General features: G+C 72.7%; 14 protein-coding genes. 4 read left to right on the top strand and 10 right to left on the bottom strand.

Annotated features, from left to right (window positions below; genetic code table 11):
- Positions 1-40: 40 nt before the first annotated feature.
- Together F4559_RS10590 and F4559_RS10585 are read right to left on the bottom strand one after the other, a co-directional pair.
- Positions 41-1,048 carry an iron-siderophore ABC transporter substrate-binding protein gene (locus tag F4559_RS10590; RefSeq protein ID WP_184668018.1) on the bottom strand — a complete coding sequence of 336 codons (1,008 nt, stop codon included), beginning with the start codon at positions 1,046-1,048 and terminating at the stop codon, positions 41-43.
- A gap of 53 nt (positions 1,049-1,101) precedes the next feature.
- On the bottom strand, positions 1,102-2,427 hold the full coding sequence (locus F4559_RS10585; RefSeq protein WP_184668016.1) for a lysine N(6)-hydroxylase/L-ornithine N(5)-oxygenase family protein: 1,326 nt from the start codon (positions 2,425-2,427) through the stop codon (positions 1,102-1,104).
- Between the two features lie 140 nt (positions 2,428-2,567).
- Between F4559_RS10585 and F4559_RS10580 the strand changes: the two genes are divergently transcribed.
- Entirely contained in the window at positions 2,568-4,217 is a 1,650-nt protein-coding gene (locus F4559_RS10580; RefSeq protein WP_184668014.1) for an ABC transporter ATP-binding protein, read from the top strand.
- Positions 4,214-5,965, top strand: a complete 1,752-nt coding sequence (locus F4559_RS10575) for an ABC transporter ATP-binding protein (RefSeq protein ID WP_184668012.1) — start codon at positions 4,214-4,216, stop codon at positions 5,963-5,965. Before F4559_RS10580 ends, F4559_RS10575 begins: the two co-directional genes overlap by 4 nt.
- A 212-nt stretch (positions 5,966-6,177) precedes the next feature.
- On the opposite strand, the gene F4559_RS10570 is transcribed toward F4559_RS10575, so the two are convergent.
- A complete protein-coding gene (locus F4559_RS10570) occupies positions 6,178-6,411 on the bottom strand; it encodes a hypothetical protein (protein ID WP_184668010.1) in 234 nt (77 codons plus the stop codon).
- Positions 6,412-6,499: 88 nt separating this feature from the next.
- Here F4559_RS10570 and F4559_RS10565 point away from each other — a divergent pair, with 88 nt between their 5' ends.
- Positions 6,500-7,039, top strand: coding sequence for an MOSC domain-containing protein (locus F4559_RS10565; RefSeq protein ID WP_184668008.1), 540 nt, complete (start codon positions 6,500-6,502; stop codon positions 7,037-7,039).
- A gap of 35 nt (positions 7,040-7,074) precedes the next feature.
- Here F4559_RS10565 and F4559_RS10560 read toward each other — a convergent pair whose 3' ends face one another.
- The 7 genes from F4559_RS10560 to F4559_RS10530 form a co-directional block, all read right to left on the bottom strand.
- Entirely contained in the window at positions 7,075-7,653 is a 579-nt protein-coding gene (locus tag F4559_RS10560) for a GNAT family N-acetyltransferase (protein WP_184668006.1), read from the bottom strand.
- Positions 7,654-7,812: 159 nt separating this feature from the next.
- Positions 7,813-8,169: a 4-carboxymuconolactone decarboxylase gene (gene pcaC / locus F4559_RS10555; RefSeq protein WP_184668004.1), complete on the bottom strand. Its 357-nt coding sequence runs from the start codon at positions 8,167-8,169 to the stop codon at positions 7,813-7,815.
- Positions 8,166-8,924 (bottom strand): 3-oxoadipate enol-lactonase, encoded by a 759-nt coding sequence (pcaD, locus tag F4559_RS34875; protein WP_184668002.1) that lies wholly within the window; start codon positions 8,922-8,924, stop codon positions 8,166-8,168. Before pcaD ends, pcaC begins: the two co-directional genes overlap by 4 nt.
- The gene (locus F4559_RS34870; RefSeq protein ID WP_312865568.1) at positions 8,921-10,129 is read right to left on the bottom strand and encodes a class-II fumarase/aspartase family protein; all 1,209 of its coding nucleotides are present in this window, start codon (positions 10,127-10,129) and stop codon (positions 8,921-8,923) included. Before F4559_RS34870 ends, pcaD begins: the two co-directional genes overlap by 4 nt.
- A 28-nt stretch (positions 10,130-10,157) precedes the next feature.
- Positions 10,158-10,715 carry a protocatechuate 3,4-dioxygenase subunit alpha gene (pcaG, locus tag F4559_RS10540; protein WP_184668000.1) on the bottom strand — a complete coding sequence of 186 codons (558 nt, stop codon included), beginning with the start codon at positions 10,713-10,715 and terminating at the stop codon, positions 10,158-10,160.
- Positions 10,708-11,430 carry a protocatechuate 3,4-dioxygenase subunit beta gene (pcaH, locus tag F4559_RS10535; protein ID WP_184667998.1) on the bottom strand — a complete coding sequence of 241 codons (723 nt, stop codon included), beginning with the start codon at positions 11,428-11,430 and terminating at the stop codon, positions 10,708-10,710. The genes pcaG and pcaH overlap by 8 nt, the downstream gene beginning before the upstream one ends.
- Positions 11,431-11,612: 182 nt before the next feature.
- Positions 11,613-12,980, bottom strand: coding sequence for a PP2C family protein-serine/threonine phosphatase (locus F4559_RS10530; protein WP_184667996.1), 1,368 nt, complete (start codon positions 12,978-12,980; stop codon positions 11,613-11,615).
- A gap of 97 nt (positions 12,981-13,077) precedes the next feature.
- On the opposite strand from F4559_RS10530, the gene F4559_RS10525 reads away from it, so the two are divergent.
- Positions 13,078-17,490, top strand: a complete 4,413-nt coding sequence (locus F4559_RS10525) for a hybrid sensor histidine kinase/response regulator (protein ID WP_345017473.1) — start codon at positions 13,078-13,080, stop codon at positions 17,488-17,490.
- Positions 17,491-17,493: the final 3 nt, after the last annotated feature.

Genomic DNA, 17,493 nt, shown 5'->3' with positions numbered 1-17,493 from the left:
CGCCCCGACGCACCCCCACCCGCGGACGACCCACGGACCCTCAGTCCGAGATCTTCTCCAGCAACGGTACGACCTGGTCGATGCCGTAAGGCACGCTCAGTACGGTGTTGAACGACATCGCCGCGCCGATCGGCGGGTCCGAGTAGGTCAGGAACAGGTCCCGCTTGCCGGTCACGACCTTGAGCCGCTGGTAGGCCGGCACGGACCGGACCCGGTCCCAGGCGCTCTGGTCGAACATCAGCCACACGAGACGGTCGGCCTCCAGCAGGTCGAACCGCTCCTCGCTGAACTCGGCGACGTTGGCCTGGCCGGCGATCCTGCCGATCTCGTCGACGAGCGTGAACCCGAGTTCCTTCATGAAGATCGCCTTCGGGTCCGTCGGCGCGAACGCGGAGTACTGGCCCGGCTTGAAGCTGTCCGCGACGACCATGGTCTTGCCGGCCCACCGCCGATGCGCCTGACGGACGTCGGCGAACCGCTTGGCCACGCCGTCGATCAGCTCCTGCGCCTTGGCCTTCTGGCCCAGCGCGGCGCCGACGTGCAGCGTCTGCTCCTGCCACGGCGCACCGTAGTCCGGGAACCGCTTGGGCTGCGCGACGACCGGCGCGATCTTGGACAGCGTGTCGTACTGCTCGCGCTTCATGCCCGAGTAGACCGCGAGGATCAGGTCGGGCTTGAGCGCGGCGACCTTCTCCAGGTTGTACTCGTCGCGCTCACCGACGATCTCCGGCTGGGTGTCGCCCCACAGGGACTTGCTCCACGGCCAGTTGCCGTAGGGGCGCTCCTTGAACCAGTCGACCACGCCGACCGGCTTGACGCCCAGGGCCAGCGCGGGCTCCTGGTCGGACAGACCCAGCGTGACGACGCGCCGCGGCGCGGACTTGATCTCGGTCGTGCCGTACTTGTGCTCGACCTTGGCGGGGAACTCGCCGGACGGCGCGGTGCCGGCCGACGAGGCGCCGGTGCCGGTCGTGCCACCGCCGCCGCAGGCGGCGACCGCGAGCAGGGCCGTCACGAGGACGGCGACCAGCCGGGATTTCGTGGACATGTCGGGGTTTGCCCTTTCGGCGGAGAGAGGGGTTCGGGATCGAGGGCGCGGGGTCAGCGGGCGCGCGAGGCGCTGACCGCGTACTCGGCCTGCGCGGGCACCTCGGGTGTCCGGCGGTCGGCGACGGACCGCAGGATCTCACCCACCCGCACGGACGTGTTGGACAGCAACGACGACGAGATGCCGTGCGTGTGCTCGGTGCCGCCCTGGAGGTAGATGCCGGCCAGGACCTGGTCGTCGGTGTCCAGCCGGTAGTCGCGGCCCACGCGCAGCCGGTCGTGCTCGTCGCGCAGGCAACGGCCGGACAGCTCGCCGAGCAGCTCGGTCGGGTCGGACTCCCGGTAACCGGTGGCGTACACCACCGCGTCCGCGTCGAGCACCTCCCGGCCGCCGCCGGCCAGCGACCCGACCGTGACCCGCACGCCGTCCTCGTGCTCGTCCAGCGCCGCCACGTGCGACAGGTTCAGCACGCGCAACCGCTGCCGCCCCAACACCTTCTCGCGGTAGACCCGGCGGTACAGCTCGGCGATCAGGTCGGTGTCCACGACCGCGTAGTTGGTGTTCGCGTGGTAGTCCATCAGCCGCCGCTTCACGTCGTCGGACGCGCCGAAGTAGTCGTCGACGGCCGCCGGGTCGAAGATCCGGTTGGCGAACGAGCTGTCGTCGGCCGGGCTGTAGCCGTAGCGGGCGAACACCGCGCACACCTCGGCGCGCGGGAAGTTCTGGTGCAGGTACGCGGTCACCTCGGCGCCGCTCTGCCCGGCGCCGACCACGACCAGCCGGGCCGGGTCGCGCAGGGACTCCACGCGGTGCAGGAAGTCGCGGTTGTGCCACACCCGCGCGGAGGTCTCCACGCCGTCGGGCAGGCGGGCCCGCAGGCCCGTGGCCAGCACGAGGTTGCGCGCCCGGCGGACCTCGAGGGCGCCGCCGCACCGGGAGGTCACGTCGAAGTGGGTCACCAGGCCGTCCTCGACGACCGGGTCCACCGCGATCACGTCCTGGCCGTAGGAGACGAGGTCGTCGACCCGGTCCGCGGCCCACTCGAAGTAGTCGTGGAACTCCGCGCGCAGCGGGAAGAGGTTCTTGTGGTTGATGAAGTCGACCAGCCGGCCGCGCGCGTGCAGGTAGCTCAGGAAGCTGAAGGAACTGGTGGGGTTGCGCATCGTCACCAGGTCCTTGAGGAAGGACACCTGCATGGTGGCGTCGTCGATCAGCATGCCGCGATGCCAGCCGAAGCCGTCCTGCCGCTCCAGGAAGTGCGCCGTGACCACGTCGTCGTCCGCACCGGCTTCGTTGTACTCGGTGACGGCGATCGCGAGCGCCAGGTTGGACGGCCCGAAACCGACGCCGAGGACGTCGAAGACAGGGGGCTGTGGCATGGCTGTCCCATCCGGTGCGACTACAGGGAGATCGAACTTTGGTTACCCTAACCTAACCGGTGCGCGCCGTGGGAGTGATCCGGACCTCTCCGTCGCTTAGGGTAGCCTTCCCTGGGGCAACCAGGGAAGGTGGTCCGGGGGTGAATACGGTCCTCAGGGACGCCGTGTCGGGCCAGTGGCGGACGGTCTCGGCGGCGTCCGTGCTCGGGGCGGCGCACCAGGCCGGCGAGGCCGCGGTTCCGCTGCTGATCGGCGTCGTGATCGACGAAGCGGTACGCACCGGCGCGACCGGGAGACTGGCGTGGTGGATCGGTGTGCTCGCGCTCGTTTTCGTCGTGCTGTCATTGAGTTTCCGGTTCTCACTGCGCTGTGGTGAGGCCGCCTCGCACCGTGCCGCGCACGCGGTCCGCACCCGGCTGGCGTGCCGCGTCCTGTCGGGCGTGCGCGGTCGGCTGTCGGGCGAGTTGGCGGGCATCGCGACCGGCGACGCGCAACGCGTGGGGGCCGTGAACCTGGCCCTGCCGACGGCGTTCGCCGCGGTCGTCGGACTGCTCGTCGGCGCGGTCGCGTTGCTGCGGGTGTCCGCAGTGTTGGGACTGCTGATCCTCGTAGCGGCACCGCTGCTGTTGACGGCGGCGCACTTCCTGGGCAAGCCCCTGGAACGCCGCAGCGACGCCGAGCAGGACCGCGCGGCCATGGCGTCGGGCGTGGCGGCCGACCTCGTCGCCGGCCTGCGGGCGCTCAAGGGCATCGGCGCCGAGGACACGGCGGCGGCCCGCTACCGGGAGACCAGCCGCTCGTCCATGGCCGCCGCGGTCCGCGCCGCGCGGGCCCGCGCGTGGCTCGACGGCTCGATGCTCACGCTCACCGGCATCTTCCTCGCGATCGTCGCGCTGGTCGGCGGACAGCTCGCGATCGCCGGCGACATCACCGTCGGGCAGCTCGTGGCGGCGGTCGGCCTGGCCCAGTTCCTGTTGTGGCCCTTGACCGTCTTCTCGTGGGTCAACGGCATGTTCGCGCAGGGCCGGGCGTCGGCCGCCCGGATCGCCGAGGTGCTCGCCGCTCCCCCGGCCGTGCCGCCGGGCACCGCGCACCTGCCCGCGATCGCGGGCCACGTCGAACTGCGCGGCGTGACCTCGGGAACGCTGCGGGACGTCACCGTCGTCGCCCGGCCGGGCGAGCTGATCGGTGTGGTGGCCCGCGATCCGGCGGACGCGCTGTCCCTGCTGGCGGTCCTGTCCCGCGACGTCGACCCGACCGCGGGCACCGTGACCCTCGACGGCATCCTGCTGTCCACTGTGGACGCGGCGGAACTGCGCGCGGCCCTGCTCGTCGCGGCGCACGACGCCGAGCTGTTCGAGGGCTCGGTCCTGGCCAACGTCCGCGACGGCGGCAGCCGCGTGGCCGAGGCGCTGGCGGCCGCCCGTGTCGACGACGTGGCCCGCGCGCTTCCCGACGGCCTGGACACGACGATCACCGCACGCGGCCGTTCGCTCTCGGGCGGCCAACGCCAACGCGTCGCCCTGGCCCGCGCCCTGGCCGCGGACCCGCCCGTGCTGGTCGTCCACGACCCCACGACCGCGGTCGACGCCGTCACCGAGGTGGCCCTCGCCGAGGGCATCCGGCGGCTGCGCGCCGGCGCCACCACGATCGTCGTCGCCACCGGACCCGCCCTGTTGGCCGCCGCCGACCGGGTGATCTTCCTCGACACCGGCCGGGTGGCCGCATCCGGCACCCACGCCGATCTGGTGACATCGGACGACGACTACCGAGCGGTGGTGCTGAGTTGACCGGCAGTGACGAGGAGCGGCTCCTCACCATCGCCACGACGGCGCGCACCCGCGCCGCGTTGGCCGGACTCCTGCGACCCCGACGCCTCGCGGCCACGATCGCGCTGCTCGTGCTCGTGGCGGGCACCGTGGTCGGCCTGGCCACCGCGCCCCTGCTGGGGCACATCGTCGACACGGTCGCGGGCGGCGGGAAGAACCTGGTCTGGCCGGTCGTGGCGCTGATCCTCGTGGCGATCGTCCAGGGCGTCTCCGCGTCGATCGGCACCGGCCGGGTGGCGCGGGTCGGCGAGGCGATGCTGGCCGACCTGCGGGAGCGGTTCGTCGAACGGGCCCTGCACCTGCCCCTGGACCGGGTCGAGCGCGCCGGTGCCGGCGACCTCACGTCCCGCGTGACCAGGGACGTCCAGGTGGTGTCCGACGCGGTCCGCACGGCCGCGCCGGTGCTGGCCCGGTCGATGCTGACCATCGTCCTGACGATCGGCGCCATCGCGGTGCTGGACTGGCGCTTCCTGCTCCCGGTCCTGTTGGCGTTGCCGATCCACCTGCACACCGTGCGCTGGTACGGCGGCACGGCCGTGCGCCTCTACGCGAAGCAGCGGGTCGCGGTCGGCGCCCAGCAGCAGCAGTTGCTCGAGTCGATCGGCGGCGCGGCGACCGTCCGCGCGTTCGGCCTGGCGGACACCCACGTCGAGCGCGTCCGGAAGCGGTCCGCGACCGCCGTCGACCTGGCGCTCCAGGGCATCGGCCTGCTCACCCGCTTCTACGGCCGGCTCAACCTGGCCGAGTTCATCGGGCTGGCCGGTGTGCTGGCGACCGGCTTCTGGCTGGTCGGCACCGGCGGCGCCACCCTGGGCACGGCCACCGCGGCGGCCCTGTACTTCCACAGCCTGTTCAACCCGCTCAACGCCGCCCTGGCCCTGGCCGACGACGCGCAGGCCGCGACCGCGTCCCTGTCCCGCCTGGTCGGCGTGGTGGACGAACCGGTCGAGAAGCCGGCGGACCGGGTGGTGGTCGACCCGACCGTCGAGGTCGCGGGCGTGGGGCACGCGTACGTCGACGGCCATCCCGTGCTGCGCGACGTCGACCTGGAACTGGCGCCCGGTGAACGGGTCGCGCTGGTCGGGGCGTCGGGCGCGGGCAAGACCACGCTGGCCAAGCTGATCGCCGGCGTGCACCGGCCGACGACGGGCGCGATCACGCTGGGTGGCGTGCCGCTGGCCGAGGCCGCGCGGTCGGTCGCGTTGATCACCCAGGAGGTGCACGTCTTCGCCGGGCCGCTGACGGAGGACCTGCGCCTGGCCCGCGCTTCCGCGTCGGACCAGGACGTCCGCGCGGCGCTGGCGACGGTCGGCGCGTTGGACTGGGCCCTGGCCCTGCCGGACGGGCTGGACACGGTCGTGGGCGACGGCGGCCACCGGCTCACCGTGGCACAGGCCCAGCAACTGGCCCTGGCCCGCCTGGTGCTCGTCGACCCGCCCGTGGCGATCCTCGACGAGGCCACGGCGGACGCGGGCAGTGCCGGGGCGCGGGAACTGGAAGCCGCGGCGGCCAGGGCACTGGACGGGCGCACGGGTCTGCTCGTGGCACACCGCCTGACCCAGGCCGCGGCGGCGGACCGCGTGGTGGTGCTGGAACAGGGCCGGGTGGTCGAGAGCGGCACCCACGCCGACCTCGTCGCCGCCGGTGGCCGGTACGCGGCGCTGTGGTCGGCGTGGACCGGAACCCGCGCCGAGTCGCGCACGGGCTGACGTCCGCGCACCCGCGTCGGGACAGGACCGGATGTCCGCACGACGCCGAACCGAACCCACACTCGGATCGGCACGGATGTCCGCACGGCACGAACCGCACGCATGGCGCACGACGCCCACCCACGCGCACGGCGTCGGTTCGGAGTTCGCGCCGCGACCGGCATCGTCTCCTGCGGCGTGCCACCCCGGACCGGTGTCCGCGAACGGTGTGCCTAGGCGAGCAGCGCGCGTCCCTCGGCGGTCAGCTCGCAGGGCACCCAGTGCCCGGGGGTGTCCCTCGCCGGACGCAGGAGTCCGGCCCGGGACAGTTCACGGGCCGACGACTGGTCGCTGCACAGCAGTCCGTCGACCTTCAGATCGGGCTCGCGGCTGAGGGTGACCTCGGCGCGGCCGGCTTCCACGGCGCGCAGCAGTGCGCGTGCCCGGTGGCTCAATGGGTTGCTCATCGTCATCACCATCGATATGTGCAGGGTGTGGTGGTACACCGTCCTTATCGCCGGACCGGCCCGAAGTCTTACCGATACGCTCGGCGGCATGGGGACCGTGATCGCGGTGAGCGGCAGCGGGCAGTACACGTTCACCAAGCCGACCCGGGACGAGGTCCTCCTCGTGGCCGGTCTCGGGGTCGACGGGGACGCGCACCAGGGCACGACGGTCAAGCACCGGTCCCGCGTCCGCCGCGACCCGACCGCACCCAACCTGCGCCAGGTCCACCTGATGCACGCCGAACTCCACGACGAGCTGACCGCCGACGGCAGTCCCGTCGGCCCCGGCCAGTTGGGCGAGAACGTCACGACGCGCGGCGTCGACCTGCTCGGGTTGCCCACCGGCACCCGGCTGCGGCTGGGCGCGGACGCGGTCGTCGAGGTGACCGGCCTGCGCAACCCGTGCGTGCAGATCGAGAACTTCCAGCCCGGCCTGCTCAAGAAGGTCCTGCACACCGCCGCCGACGGCACCGTGGTGCGCCGGGCGGGGATCATGTCCGTGGTGCTGGTCGGCGGCACGGTCCGCCCCGGCGACGCCATCGAGGTCGAACTCCCGACCGGCACGCACGAGCCCCTGCGGCCGGTATGACGGTCGTCCTGGTCGTCGGTCGGGCACTCTCCGAATCACCACGCCACGAACTCGCCGAGTTCGGGTTGCCGCTCGGCCGGCCTCTGCAACGACCACACGGTCACCCCGTGCTTCCTCGGATGAGGAACGGCCCGCACGATCCGCCATCCCTGCGTCCGGTAGTAGCGGACGAGTCCCCGGTTGTCCCGGCCGATCGTCAGCACTCCACGACGCACCCAGGCACGCCCCTCTCGTGCGGCCTGGTCGAGCGCCCAGAACGCGATGATCATCCCCAGACCTCGTCGCGCGAACCGGGGGTCCGTGGCCGTCGACTGGAGGAAGATCGCGCTCTCGGCCCGCTCCTCCGCGCCCCACCCGAGATCGGGTGTGTCGACCGCGGCCGTGGTGACTCCCAGGACGTCGCGATCACCGGAACACAGGACCCAGGTGGGCCACCGCCCGCTTCCGGCCTGGCTCGCCAACTCGTCGGCGTTGCGATCCCAGCCCACCCACCTGCCGAAACCCACGTCGCGCATCCAGGCCGCCCGCGCACGGACGAGGTTCGCGATCTGCGGTCGGTCCGCGGCTCGACCCGGGCGCATCAGGTACCTGGTCGTCACCCCGGAGGTCGTCACCCCGGCAATCGTCGCAGACCCGGTTCCATCCGCCGGACGACATTCCTGGCCGGTCCCGGAAGGTGGCGTTCCCGATCGACCACGCGCGCGCCTTGTCCGCGGTGGGCAAGCGTGAGCCGGAAGTGATGAGCCTCCTTGATGAAGCGACCGAGCCCGGGCCTACGCCCCGCCGAGGGCGCGTTGCGCGACGGCGAACGCGCGGTTCGCCGCCGGCACGCCCGCGTACACGGCGACCTGCAGCAGCACTTCCTTGATCTCGTCCCGGGTCAGCCCGTTGCGCAACGCGGCGTGGACGTGCATCTCCAGCTCGGTCTCGTGGCCCAGGGCCGCCAGCATCGCCAACGTGACGCACGAGCGCGTCCGCCGGTCCAGACCCGGACGCGTCCAGATCTCGCCCCACGCGTACCGGGTGATGAGGTCCTGGAAGTCGGCCGTGAAGTCGTCGGCACGGGCCCGCGCCCGGTCCACGTGCTCGTCGCCGAGCACCTCGCGGCGGACCCGCTCCCCGTCGTTCACGACCGCACCAGGTGGTCGAGCAGCACGGCGGTGACCTCGGCCGCCGACTCGACGCCGGCCAGGTGCGCGCCGGGCACGCCCACCAGCTTGGCGTCCGGGACGGCGTCGGCGATCGCGCGCTGCCACGCGGGCGGCGTCGCCTCGTCGGACGCGCCGGACACGACGACCGTCGGCGCCTCGATGGCGGGCAGAACGGGACGGAGGTCCAGTGCGGCCAACGCCTCGCAGCACCCCGCGTAGCTCTCGTCATCCACAGTGGACAGTGCGGTCTCGAAGGCGCGCACGGTCTCCGGCGCGCGGTCGCGGAACTCCGGGGTGAACCAGCGGGACACGACGGCGGACGCGATCGACCCCGTGCCGTTCGAACGAACCGCCGCCGCCCGGTCCGTCCAAGGCCGGGACGTGGCGAACGCGGCCGTCGTGCACAGCAGCGCCAGGCGGTCGACGCGTTCGGGCGCGTGGCCGGCCAGCCACATGCCCACCATGCCGCCCAGCGACACCCCGCAGTAGGACGCCTTGGCGATGCCCAGGCCGTCGAGCAGTTCCAGCACGTCCTCGGCGAGGTCGTCGATCCGGAACGGCCCGGTCGCGGCCGGGCTGCCGCCGTGCCCGCGGTGGTCGTAGCGCAGCACGCGGAAGTGCCCGGTCAACGCGTCGAGCTGCGGTTCCCACAGCGCGGTCGTGGTGCCCAGCGACGGGCCGAGGACGACGACCGGGGCGTCCGGCGGACCGTCGAGCGTGTGGTGCGGTCTCACGGTCGGGTCCTCCCCCGGTGCGCGGCCAGCGCGCGGTCGACGAACGCGCCCGCGTGCCCGGTGTACGCGGCCGGGTCGAGCAGGTGCGCGATCTCGTGCTCGGACAAGGCCGTGCGGGCGGCCAGTGCCTCGCGCAACGGTAGGCCGGCGCGGACCAGTTCCGCGACCGTGTCGGCGCCGACGTGCGCGGCCACCCGTTCGGCCAGCAGCAGCCCGTCGGTGAGGTCGAGGTTGCGGCGCATCCGGTCCACGTCCACGACCAGGCCGGACAGCAGCTCCCGCGTGCCCAGGACCGCACCGCCGACCGCGCTGAGCGACTCGGTGACCGGCCGCCACTCCGCGTGCCACGAGCCGGTGGCCCGCTCGTGCTCGTGCGCCATCGCCGACAGGACCGAGGCGACCAGGCCGGGCACCCGCCGGGCGCACGCCGACACGAGCACCGCGCGGATCGGGTTGTGCTTGTGCGGCATGGTCGACGACGTCCCGCCCGCGCCCTCGGCGACCTCGGCCACCTCGGTCTGGGCGAGCAGCACGACGTCGCCCGCGATCTTGCCCAGCACCCCGGCGGCCGTGCCGAGGGCGCCCGCGAGTCCGGCGATCCGCGTGCGGTCGGTGTGCCACGGCAGCGTGGGCGCGGCCAGTCCGAGGTCGGCGGCGAGCCGGTCGGTGACGTCGGCGGGCGCGGCGGCGAGCGTGCCGACCGCGCCGCCGAACTGCACGGCCAGGCGGTCGCGCGCCCGGCGCAGCCCGTCGGCGGCCTCGTGGACGGCGACCAGCCAGCCCGCGCACTTGTACCCGAACGTGGTCGGCAGGGCGTGCTGCCCGAGCGTGCGGCCGGTGATCAGGGTGTCGCGGTGGTCGCGGGCCAGCCGGGCGCACTCGTCGGCGACGGCGTCGAGCCCGGCCAGGATCGGCCGCAACGACCGGGACGCGACCAGGGACAGCGCCGTGTCGACGACGTCCTGGCTCGTGGCGCCGCGGTGCACGGCCGCGCGCCGGTCGGGCGGCAGGGCCGCCCGGATGGCGCCGACCAGCGGTACGACAGGGGTACCGCTGACCGGCGCCGCCCGACCGAGATCGGCCGGGTCGGGCACCAGGGCGTCGATCGCGACGACGACGTCCGGTGCGTCCTGGGCGTGGGCCAGCGCGCGCTCGAAGTCGAGCATCGCGCGCACCCACGCGTGGTCACCGAGTTCGGCCTCCACGGCCGGATCGGTGAATTCCCGCCACAGCTCAGAGCTCGAAGAAGACAGTTTCGCGCTCCCCTTGCAGGTGGATGTCGAAGCGGTAGCCGGCGTCGACGGCCGCGGCGACCAGCGTGGCCCGCTCGGCGTCGGCGAGCGACTCGAGCACCGGGTCGGCGGAGTTGTCCTCGTCCGGGAAGTACACGCGGGTGACCAGCCGGACCAGCACGCCCCGGCACAACACCGACAGGTTCAGGTGAGGCGCCTCGGTCCGACCGTCGGGCGTGGGCAGCGGTCCGGGTTTGACGGTGCGCACCGACCACCGGCCGTCGTCGTCGGTCGCGCTGCGCCCGAAGCCCCGGAAACCGGGCCGGGACACGGCGCCGCGCGGGTCGTCGGGGTGGTCGAACCGGCCGTCGGGGTCGGCCTGCCAGACCTCGACCAGGGCGTCCGGGACCGGGTCGCCGACGCCGTCGAGCACCCGGCCGGCGACGGTGAACGCGCCGGGCGTGCCCTCGTCGACGACGAACGGGCCGTCGTCCCATGGCAGGCCGATGGCGAAGAACGGTCCGACGGTCTGGGCCGGGGTGGTCCGGAGTTCAGTCATCGTCGTCGTCCCCCATCGGCGTCGGGTCGGTGCCGCGCAGCACGATGTCCCAGCGGTAGCCCAGCGACCACTCGGGCACGGTGGAGTCGAGGTCGAACCGCGCGATCAACGCCTCCCGGGCCCGCGGGTCCCGGACCGAGTTGACGATCGGGTCGAACGGGAACAGCGGGTCGCCGGGGAAGTACATCTGGGTGACCAGGCGCTGGGTGAACGCGGTGCCGAACAGGGAGAAGTGGATGTGCGCGGGCCGCCACGCGTTGTGGTGGTTGCGCCACGGGTAGGCGCCGGGCTGGATCGTGGTGAACGAGTAGCCGCCGTCGTCGTCGGTGAGCGTGCGCCCGACGCCGGTGAAGTTCGGGTCCAGCGGTGCCGGGTGCCGGTCGCCGTCGTGCCGGTACCGCCCGCCCGCGTTGGCCTGCCAGACCTCGACCAGCGCGTTGCGCACCGGGCGGCCGTCGCCGTCGAGCACGCGGCCGGCGACCGTGATCCGCTGGCCCTGCGGCTCGCCCGCGTGCCCGGCGGTGAGGTCGTCGTCGCCCGGCCGGACCCGGCCCTCCCCCAGCAGCGGCCCGGTGATCTCGCCGAGCCGCTGCGGCAGGAGGGTCAACGGCCGCGCGGGCGCGCGCAACGCGTTGGACCGGTAGTCGGGCCACCGCACCGGCGGCTGGGACGCCGGGTCGCGCCGGTAGGCGGGGGTGTTCGAAGTACGGGTCACCGTCGCCCTTCCGCCGCGTGTGCCATGGCGCGGGACGCTAGGTGCCCGGCCGGTCACGGGACAACAGCGGTTTCCACTGAGCGGAAGACCTGCTTGGTCGACCGGTGATCACGGCCGACCCGGACCCGGCCGTGCCGCGATTCCGGAGTCACCGGAACAGGCCCACGCCCGCCCCGCCGACGTCACGGCTCGGCCTGCACCACCAGCATCGTCACGTCGTCGTGCTCCGCGTCGCCGAGCCAGCCGAACACCACGCGGCGCAGGTGTTCGGCCACCGCCTCGGCCGGCAGGCCCGCGCAGTCGGCCAGGGCGGTGCGCAAACGCTTGTCACCGAACAGTTCCTGCCGGTCGTCGTGGGCGCGGGCCTCGGTCACCCCGTCGCTGTAGAGCAGCAGGGTGTCCCCCGGCGCGAGCAGCACGGCCGTCTGGTTGAACCGCGCCTCCGGCAGCACGCCGACGATGCCGCCGTGCACCGCGATCTCGTCGACCCGGCCGTCGGCCCGCAGCACGAGGGGCGCCGGGTGGCCGCCCGCCGCCAGGACCAGCCGCAGGCCGCCCGCCTGCACGGGCACCAGGGAACCGGCGACCAGCGTCGTGAACAACCTGCTGCCCGCCGCGCGCAATGCCGTGTCCAGCAACGCCAACAGCCGCGCCGGGCGTTGTTCCACCAGCAACAGCGTGTGCAGGCTCTGCCGCACCCGCCCGGCGTGCACGGCCGCATCCAACCCGTTGCCCGCCACGTCGCCGAGCACGAACACCGCGCCGCCGTCCTCACGCGGGTGCACGTCGTAGAAGTCGCCGCCGACCAGGTCCCGCCGGTGCGCGGGCTCGTACAGCCGGGCCAGTCGCACGCCCGCGATCTCCGGCAGGGCGGGCGGCAGCAGGGGCGCCCGCAGCACCTCGACGGTGCGTTCGCGCTCGCCGAACCGCACGGCCGCGTCCAACGCCGCCGCCGACCGCTCGGCGAACCGCCGCGTCAACTCCGCGTCGCCCGCGCCGAACAGCACCAGCGCGCCGCCGCCGCCCAGCGACACGGCGACACCGGGTGCCTCAGTCGCGCCCCACGGCAGGTCGCCGAGCGCGTCGACCTCGACCGGTCCCGGCACGCCCGCGAGGGCCTCGGCCAGGCCGGGCACGGCGGACGCGGCCTGGCGGGTGGTGCGGCCGACCTGCGCGCCCGCCGCCGTGCGCCGCCACCACTCCAGCCGGCCCCGGCTGCCGGGCACCACGACCACGGCGTGGTCGGCGGGGGCGAGTTCGACGATCGCGTGCAGCGTCTCGGCGCGGTCGGTGAGCACGGCCAGGCGCTGCGACGCGCGTTCCAGGAAATCCGCCCTCGCCCGGAACCACGCGGTCCAGCCGCCGCCGAGGTCGAGCCGCCGGCCCTCGGGCATGCCGGGGCGGAACAGTGTCGCGGCGAGCGGGTTGGCCAGCCGGACGACGCCGGCGGGGTCGACGACCACGACGGCTTCGTCGAAGCCGTCGACGAGCCGGCGCCAGGACTCCGGGTCGAGGCCCGTGTCGGCGCCTTGCCGGTAGCCCTGGGCCATCACGGCTCCCTGCGTGTCGGGTCGACGCCAACCTATCGGACAAGGTTGCCTCAACAGTGGCAGGCTTGGGGCGGTTCCGCTGACATCGGAGGTTCGTGTGACGACCGCTCGTGACGACACGGACATCACCCTGGACCGGCTGGTCGCCGCGATGCGCGAGATGCGGGACGGGAACTTCCGCCGTCGGCTGCCGGTGCCGCGCGACCCGCGGGCCGCCGAACTCGCCGAGGTCTACAACGAGATCGCCGAGCGCAACCAGTGGCTGGTGGGCGAACTCATGCGCGTCCGGCAGGCGGTCGGCGTCGAGGGCCGGCTGGGCGAACGCCTCTCCCCCGGCACCGGTCCGGGCGGCTGGGACCTCGCGGTCGAGGCGGTCAACGGCCTGATCGGCGACCTGACCCGGCCGACCGCCGAGCTGAGCCGGGTGCTCGCGGCCGTGGCGCAGGGCGATCTGTCGCAGGAGATCACGGTCGCCGCGCGCGGCGAGGTCGCGGCCGTCGTGGAGAGCTTCAACTCGATGACCGCGACGCTGCGCACGTTCGCCGGCGAGGTCACGCGCGTGGCCCGCGAGGTCGGCACCGACGGCCGGCTCGGCGGCCAGGCCCAGGTGCCGGGCGTGGCGGGCACCTGGAAGGACCTGACCGACTCGGTCAACTTCATGTCCGACAACCTCACCGCGCAGGTCCGCGACATCGCCCAGGTCGCCACCGCCGTCGCCCAGGGCGACCTGTCCCAGAAGATCACGGTGACGGTCGCGGGCGAGATGCTCGAACTCAAGGACACCGTCAACACGATGGTCGACCAGCTCTCCGCGTTCGCCGACGAGGTCACCCGCGTCGCCCGCGAGGTCGGCACCGACGGCCGACTCGGCGGCCAGGCCCAGGTGCCCGGCGTCGCCGGGACTTGGCGCGACCTCACGGACAACGTGAACTTCATGGCGGACAACCTGACCTCGCAGGTCCGCAACATCGCCCAGGTCGCCACCGCCGTCGCCCAGGGCGACCTCTCCCAGAAGATCACCGTCGACGCGCGCGGCGAGATCCTCGAACTCAAGGACACCATCAACACGATGGTCGACCAGCTCTCGTCCTTCGCCGCCGAGGTCACCCGCGTCGCCCGCGAGGTCGGCACCGACGGCCGACTCGGCGGCCAGGCCCAGGTGTCGGGCGTCGCGGGCACCTGGCGCGACCTCACCGACAACGTGAACTCCATGGCCGACAACCTCACCGCGCAGGTCCGGTCGATCGCCCAGGTCACCACGGCCGTCGCCCAGGGCGATCTGTCGCAGAAGATCGCCGTGGACGCGCGCGGCGAGATCCTCCAGCTCAAGACCACGATCAACACGATGGTCGACCAGCTCTCGTCCTTCGCCGCCGAGGTCACCCGCGTCGCCCGCGAAGTGGGCAGCGACGGCCGACTCGGCGGCCAGGCCCAGGTACCCGGCGTCGCCGGCACCTGGCGCGACCTCACCGACTCCGTCAACTTCATGGCGGGCAACCTGACCTCGCAGGTCCGCAACATCGCCCAGGTCGCCACCGCCGTGGCGCGCGGCGACCTCACCCAGAAGATCACCGTGAACGCGCGCGGCGAGATCCTGGAGTTGAAGGAGACCATCAACACGATGGTCGACCAGCTCTCCGCGTTCGCCGACGAGGTCACCCGCGTGGCCCGCGAGGTCGGCACCGACGGCCGACTCGGCGGCCAGGCCCAGGTGTCGGGCGTCGCCGGCACCTGGCGCGACCTCACCGACTCCGTCAACTTCATGGCCGACAACCTCACCGCGCAGGTCCGGTCGATCGCCCAGGTCACCACGGCCGTCGCGGGCGGCGACCTGTCCCAGAAGATCACCGTCGACGCGCGCGGCGAGATCCTCGAACTCAAGTCGACCATCAACACGATGGTCGACCAGCTCTCGTCCTTCGCCGACGAGGTCACCCGCGTCGCCCGCGAGGTCGGCACCGACGGCCGACTCGGCGGCCAGGCCCGCGTGCCCGGCGTCGCGGGCACGTGGAAGGGCCTCACGGACAACGTCAACGGCATGGCGGACAACCTGTCCACGCAGGTGCGGTCGATCGTCGCGGTGGCGACGGCGGTCGCGGGCGGCGACCTGTCCAAGAAGATCGCGGTCGACGCCAAGGGCGAGATCGCCGTGCTCGCGGACACGATCAACGGCATGGTCGACACGCTGCGCGCGTTCGCCGACGAGGTGACGCGCGTGGCCCGCGAGGTCGGCACGGAAGGCATCCTCGGCGGCCAGGCCCGCGTGCCCAACGTGGCCGGCACGTGGAAGGACCTGACCGAGAACGTCAACTTCATGGCGAACAACCTGACCTCGCAGGTGCGCAACATCGCCCAGGTCACCACGGCGGTCGCCAAGGGCGACCTGTCCAAGAAGATCGACGTCGACGCGCGCGGCGAGATCCTCGAACTCAAGACCACGATCAACACGATGGTCGACCAGCTCTCGTCGTTCGCCGACGAGGTCACCCGTGTCGCCCGCGAGGTCGGCACCGAGGGCAAGCTCGGCGGCCAGGCCGAGGTCGAGGGCGTGTCCGGCACCTGGCAGAAGCTCACCGAGAACGTCAACGAGCTGGCCGGGAACCTGACCCGGCAGGTGCGCGCGATCGCCGTCGTGGCCACGGCCGTGACCGCCGGCGACCTGACCCGGCAGATCACCGTGGACGCGTCCGGCGAGGTCGCCGACCTCAAGGACAACATCAACCGGATGATCGGCAACCTGCGCGTGTCCACCCGGGCCAACCAGGAGCAGGACTGGCTCAAGACCAATCTGGCCCGCCTGTCGGGCCTCATGCAGGGCCACCGCGACCTGAACGCCATGGCGTCGCTGGTGATGAGCGAGCTGACCCCGCTGGTGTCCGCGCAGCACGGCGCGTTCTTCCTGGTGGACGGCGAGTCCGACGCGTTGGAACTCACCGCGACCTACGGCTACCAGCCGCGCGGCGGGCGGCCGACCCGGTTCGCCCGGGGCGAGTCGCTGATCGGCCAGGTCGCGGTGGAGAAGAAGACCGTGCTGGTGCGCGACGTGCCGCCGGGCTACCTGGAGACCGGTTCCGGCCTGGGTTCGGCGCCCCCGGCGAACCTGGTGATCCTGCCGGTGGTGTTCCAGGGCGAGACGCTGGGCGTGATCGAACTCGGCTCGTTCGGCGAGTTCACCGGCGTGCACCTGGACCTGCTCGACCAGCTCCGGGAGAACATCGGGGTCAACGTCAACACGATGCTGGCCAACGCGCGCACGGACAGCCTGCTGGTGGAGTCGCAGCGGCTCACCGAGGAGTTGCGCGCGGGCTCGGTGGAGCTGGAGGCGCGGGCCCGGCAGCTCTCGTCGGCGTCGAAGTACAAGTCGGAGTTCATGGCGAACATGTCGCACGAGCTGCGAACACCGCTGAACTCGTTGCTGATCCTGGCCAAACTGCTGGCCGACAACCTCGACGGCAACCTCAACGCCAAGCAGGTCGAGTTCGCCCGCACGATCCACTCGTCGGGCACGGACCTGCTCCAGCTCATCGACGACATCCTCGACCTGACCAAGGTCGAGTCCGGGCACATGCAGGTGCAGAGCGAGAGCGTGCTGGTCGCGGACGTGGTCGCCTACGTCAAGGCCATGACCTCGCCGCTGGCCGCCGAGAAGCACCTGGCGTTCGGCGTCACGGTCGACGAGGACGTGCCGTCCACGCTGCACACCGACGAGCACCGGGTGCAGCAGATCCTGCGCAACCTGCTGTCCAACGCGGTCAAGTTCACCCACGACGGGGAGATCCGGCTGCGCATCCGGCTCGCCGACGGCGGCGCCGCGTTCGACGTGCACGACACCGGCATCGGCATCCCGGCCGACAAGCTGTCGGTGATCTTCGAGGCGTTCCAGCAGGCCGACGGCACGACGTCGCGCAAGTACGGCGGCACGGGCCTGGGCCTGTCGATCAGCCGCGAGCTGGCGACGCTGCTGGACGGGCGGCTGGACGTGCGCAGCGAGCCGGGCGTGGGGTCGACGTTCACCCTGTTCCTGCCCTTGGGCGACCAGAGCCTGGTGCCGCCGGTGGTGGAGGCCGCGCTGCCCGAGCCGCCGTCGACCGAACTCGTGCCGGAGCTGCCGCCGGTGCCGATGCGGTTCCACGGCGAGAAGGTGCTGATCGTCGACGACGACCTGCGCAACGTCTTCGCGCTCACCTCCGTGCTGGAGCTGCACGGGTTGCAGGTGATCTACGCGGACAACGGGATCACCGGCGTGCGGGCGTTGGAGCAGTACGACGACGTCACGCTGGTGCTGATGGACATCATGATGCCGGAGCTGGACGGCAACGCGACCATGTCCGCGATCCGTGCCATGTCCCGGTACGCCGACCTGCCGGTGATCGCGGTGACCGCCAAGGCGATGAAGGGCGACCGCGAGAAGTCCCTGGCCTCGGGCGCGACGGACTACGTGACCAAGCCCGTCGACACCGAGCACCTGCTCCGGCTGATCGCCTTCTACCTCGGCGTCGAACAGGACTGACCC

This window comes from Saccharothrix violaceirubra (assembly GCF_014203755.1).
Taxonomy (GTDB): domain Bacteria; phylum Actinomycetota; class Actinomycetes; order Mycobacteriales; family Pseudonocardiaceae; genus Actinosynnema; species Actinosynnema violaceirubrum.
The sequence above is the reverse complement of the archived record's forward strand: the minus strand, read 5'-3'. Positions and strand labels throughout refer to the sequence as shown.

Excerpts from the sequence above, each read along its gene's own strand:
- F4559_RS10590 (WP_184668018.1), bottom strand. The coding sequence starts at position 1,048 with ATGTCCACGAAATCCCGGCTGGTCGCCGTCCTCGTGACGGCCCTGCTC.
- F4559_RS10585 (WP_184668016.1), bottom strand. The coding sequence starts at position 2,427 with ATGCCACAGCCCCCTGTCTTCGACGTCCTCGGCGTCGGTTTCGGGCCG.
- F4559_RS10570 (WP_184668010.1), bottom strand. The coding sequence starts at position 6,411 with ATGAGCAACCCATTGAGCCACCGGGCACGCGCACTGCTGCGCGCCGTG.
- F4559_RS10565 (WP_184668008.1), top strand. The coding sequence starts at position 6,500 with ATGGGGACCGTGATCGCGGTGAGCGGCAGCGGGCAGTACACGTTCACC.
- pcaG (WP_184668000.1), bottom strand. The coding sequence starts at position 10,715 with ATGACTGAACTCCGGACCACCCCGGCCCAGACCGTCGGACCGTTCTTC.
- F4559_RS10530 (WP_184667996.1), bottom strand. The coding sequence starts at position 12,980 with ATGGCCCAGGGCTACCGGCAAGGCGCCGACACGGGCCTCGACCCGGAG.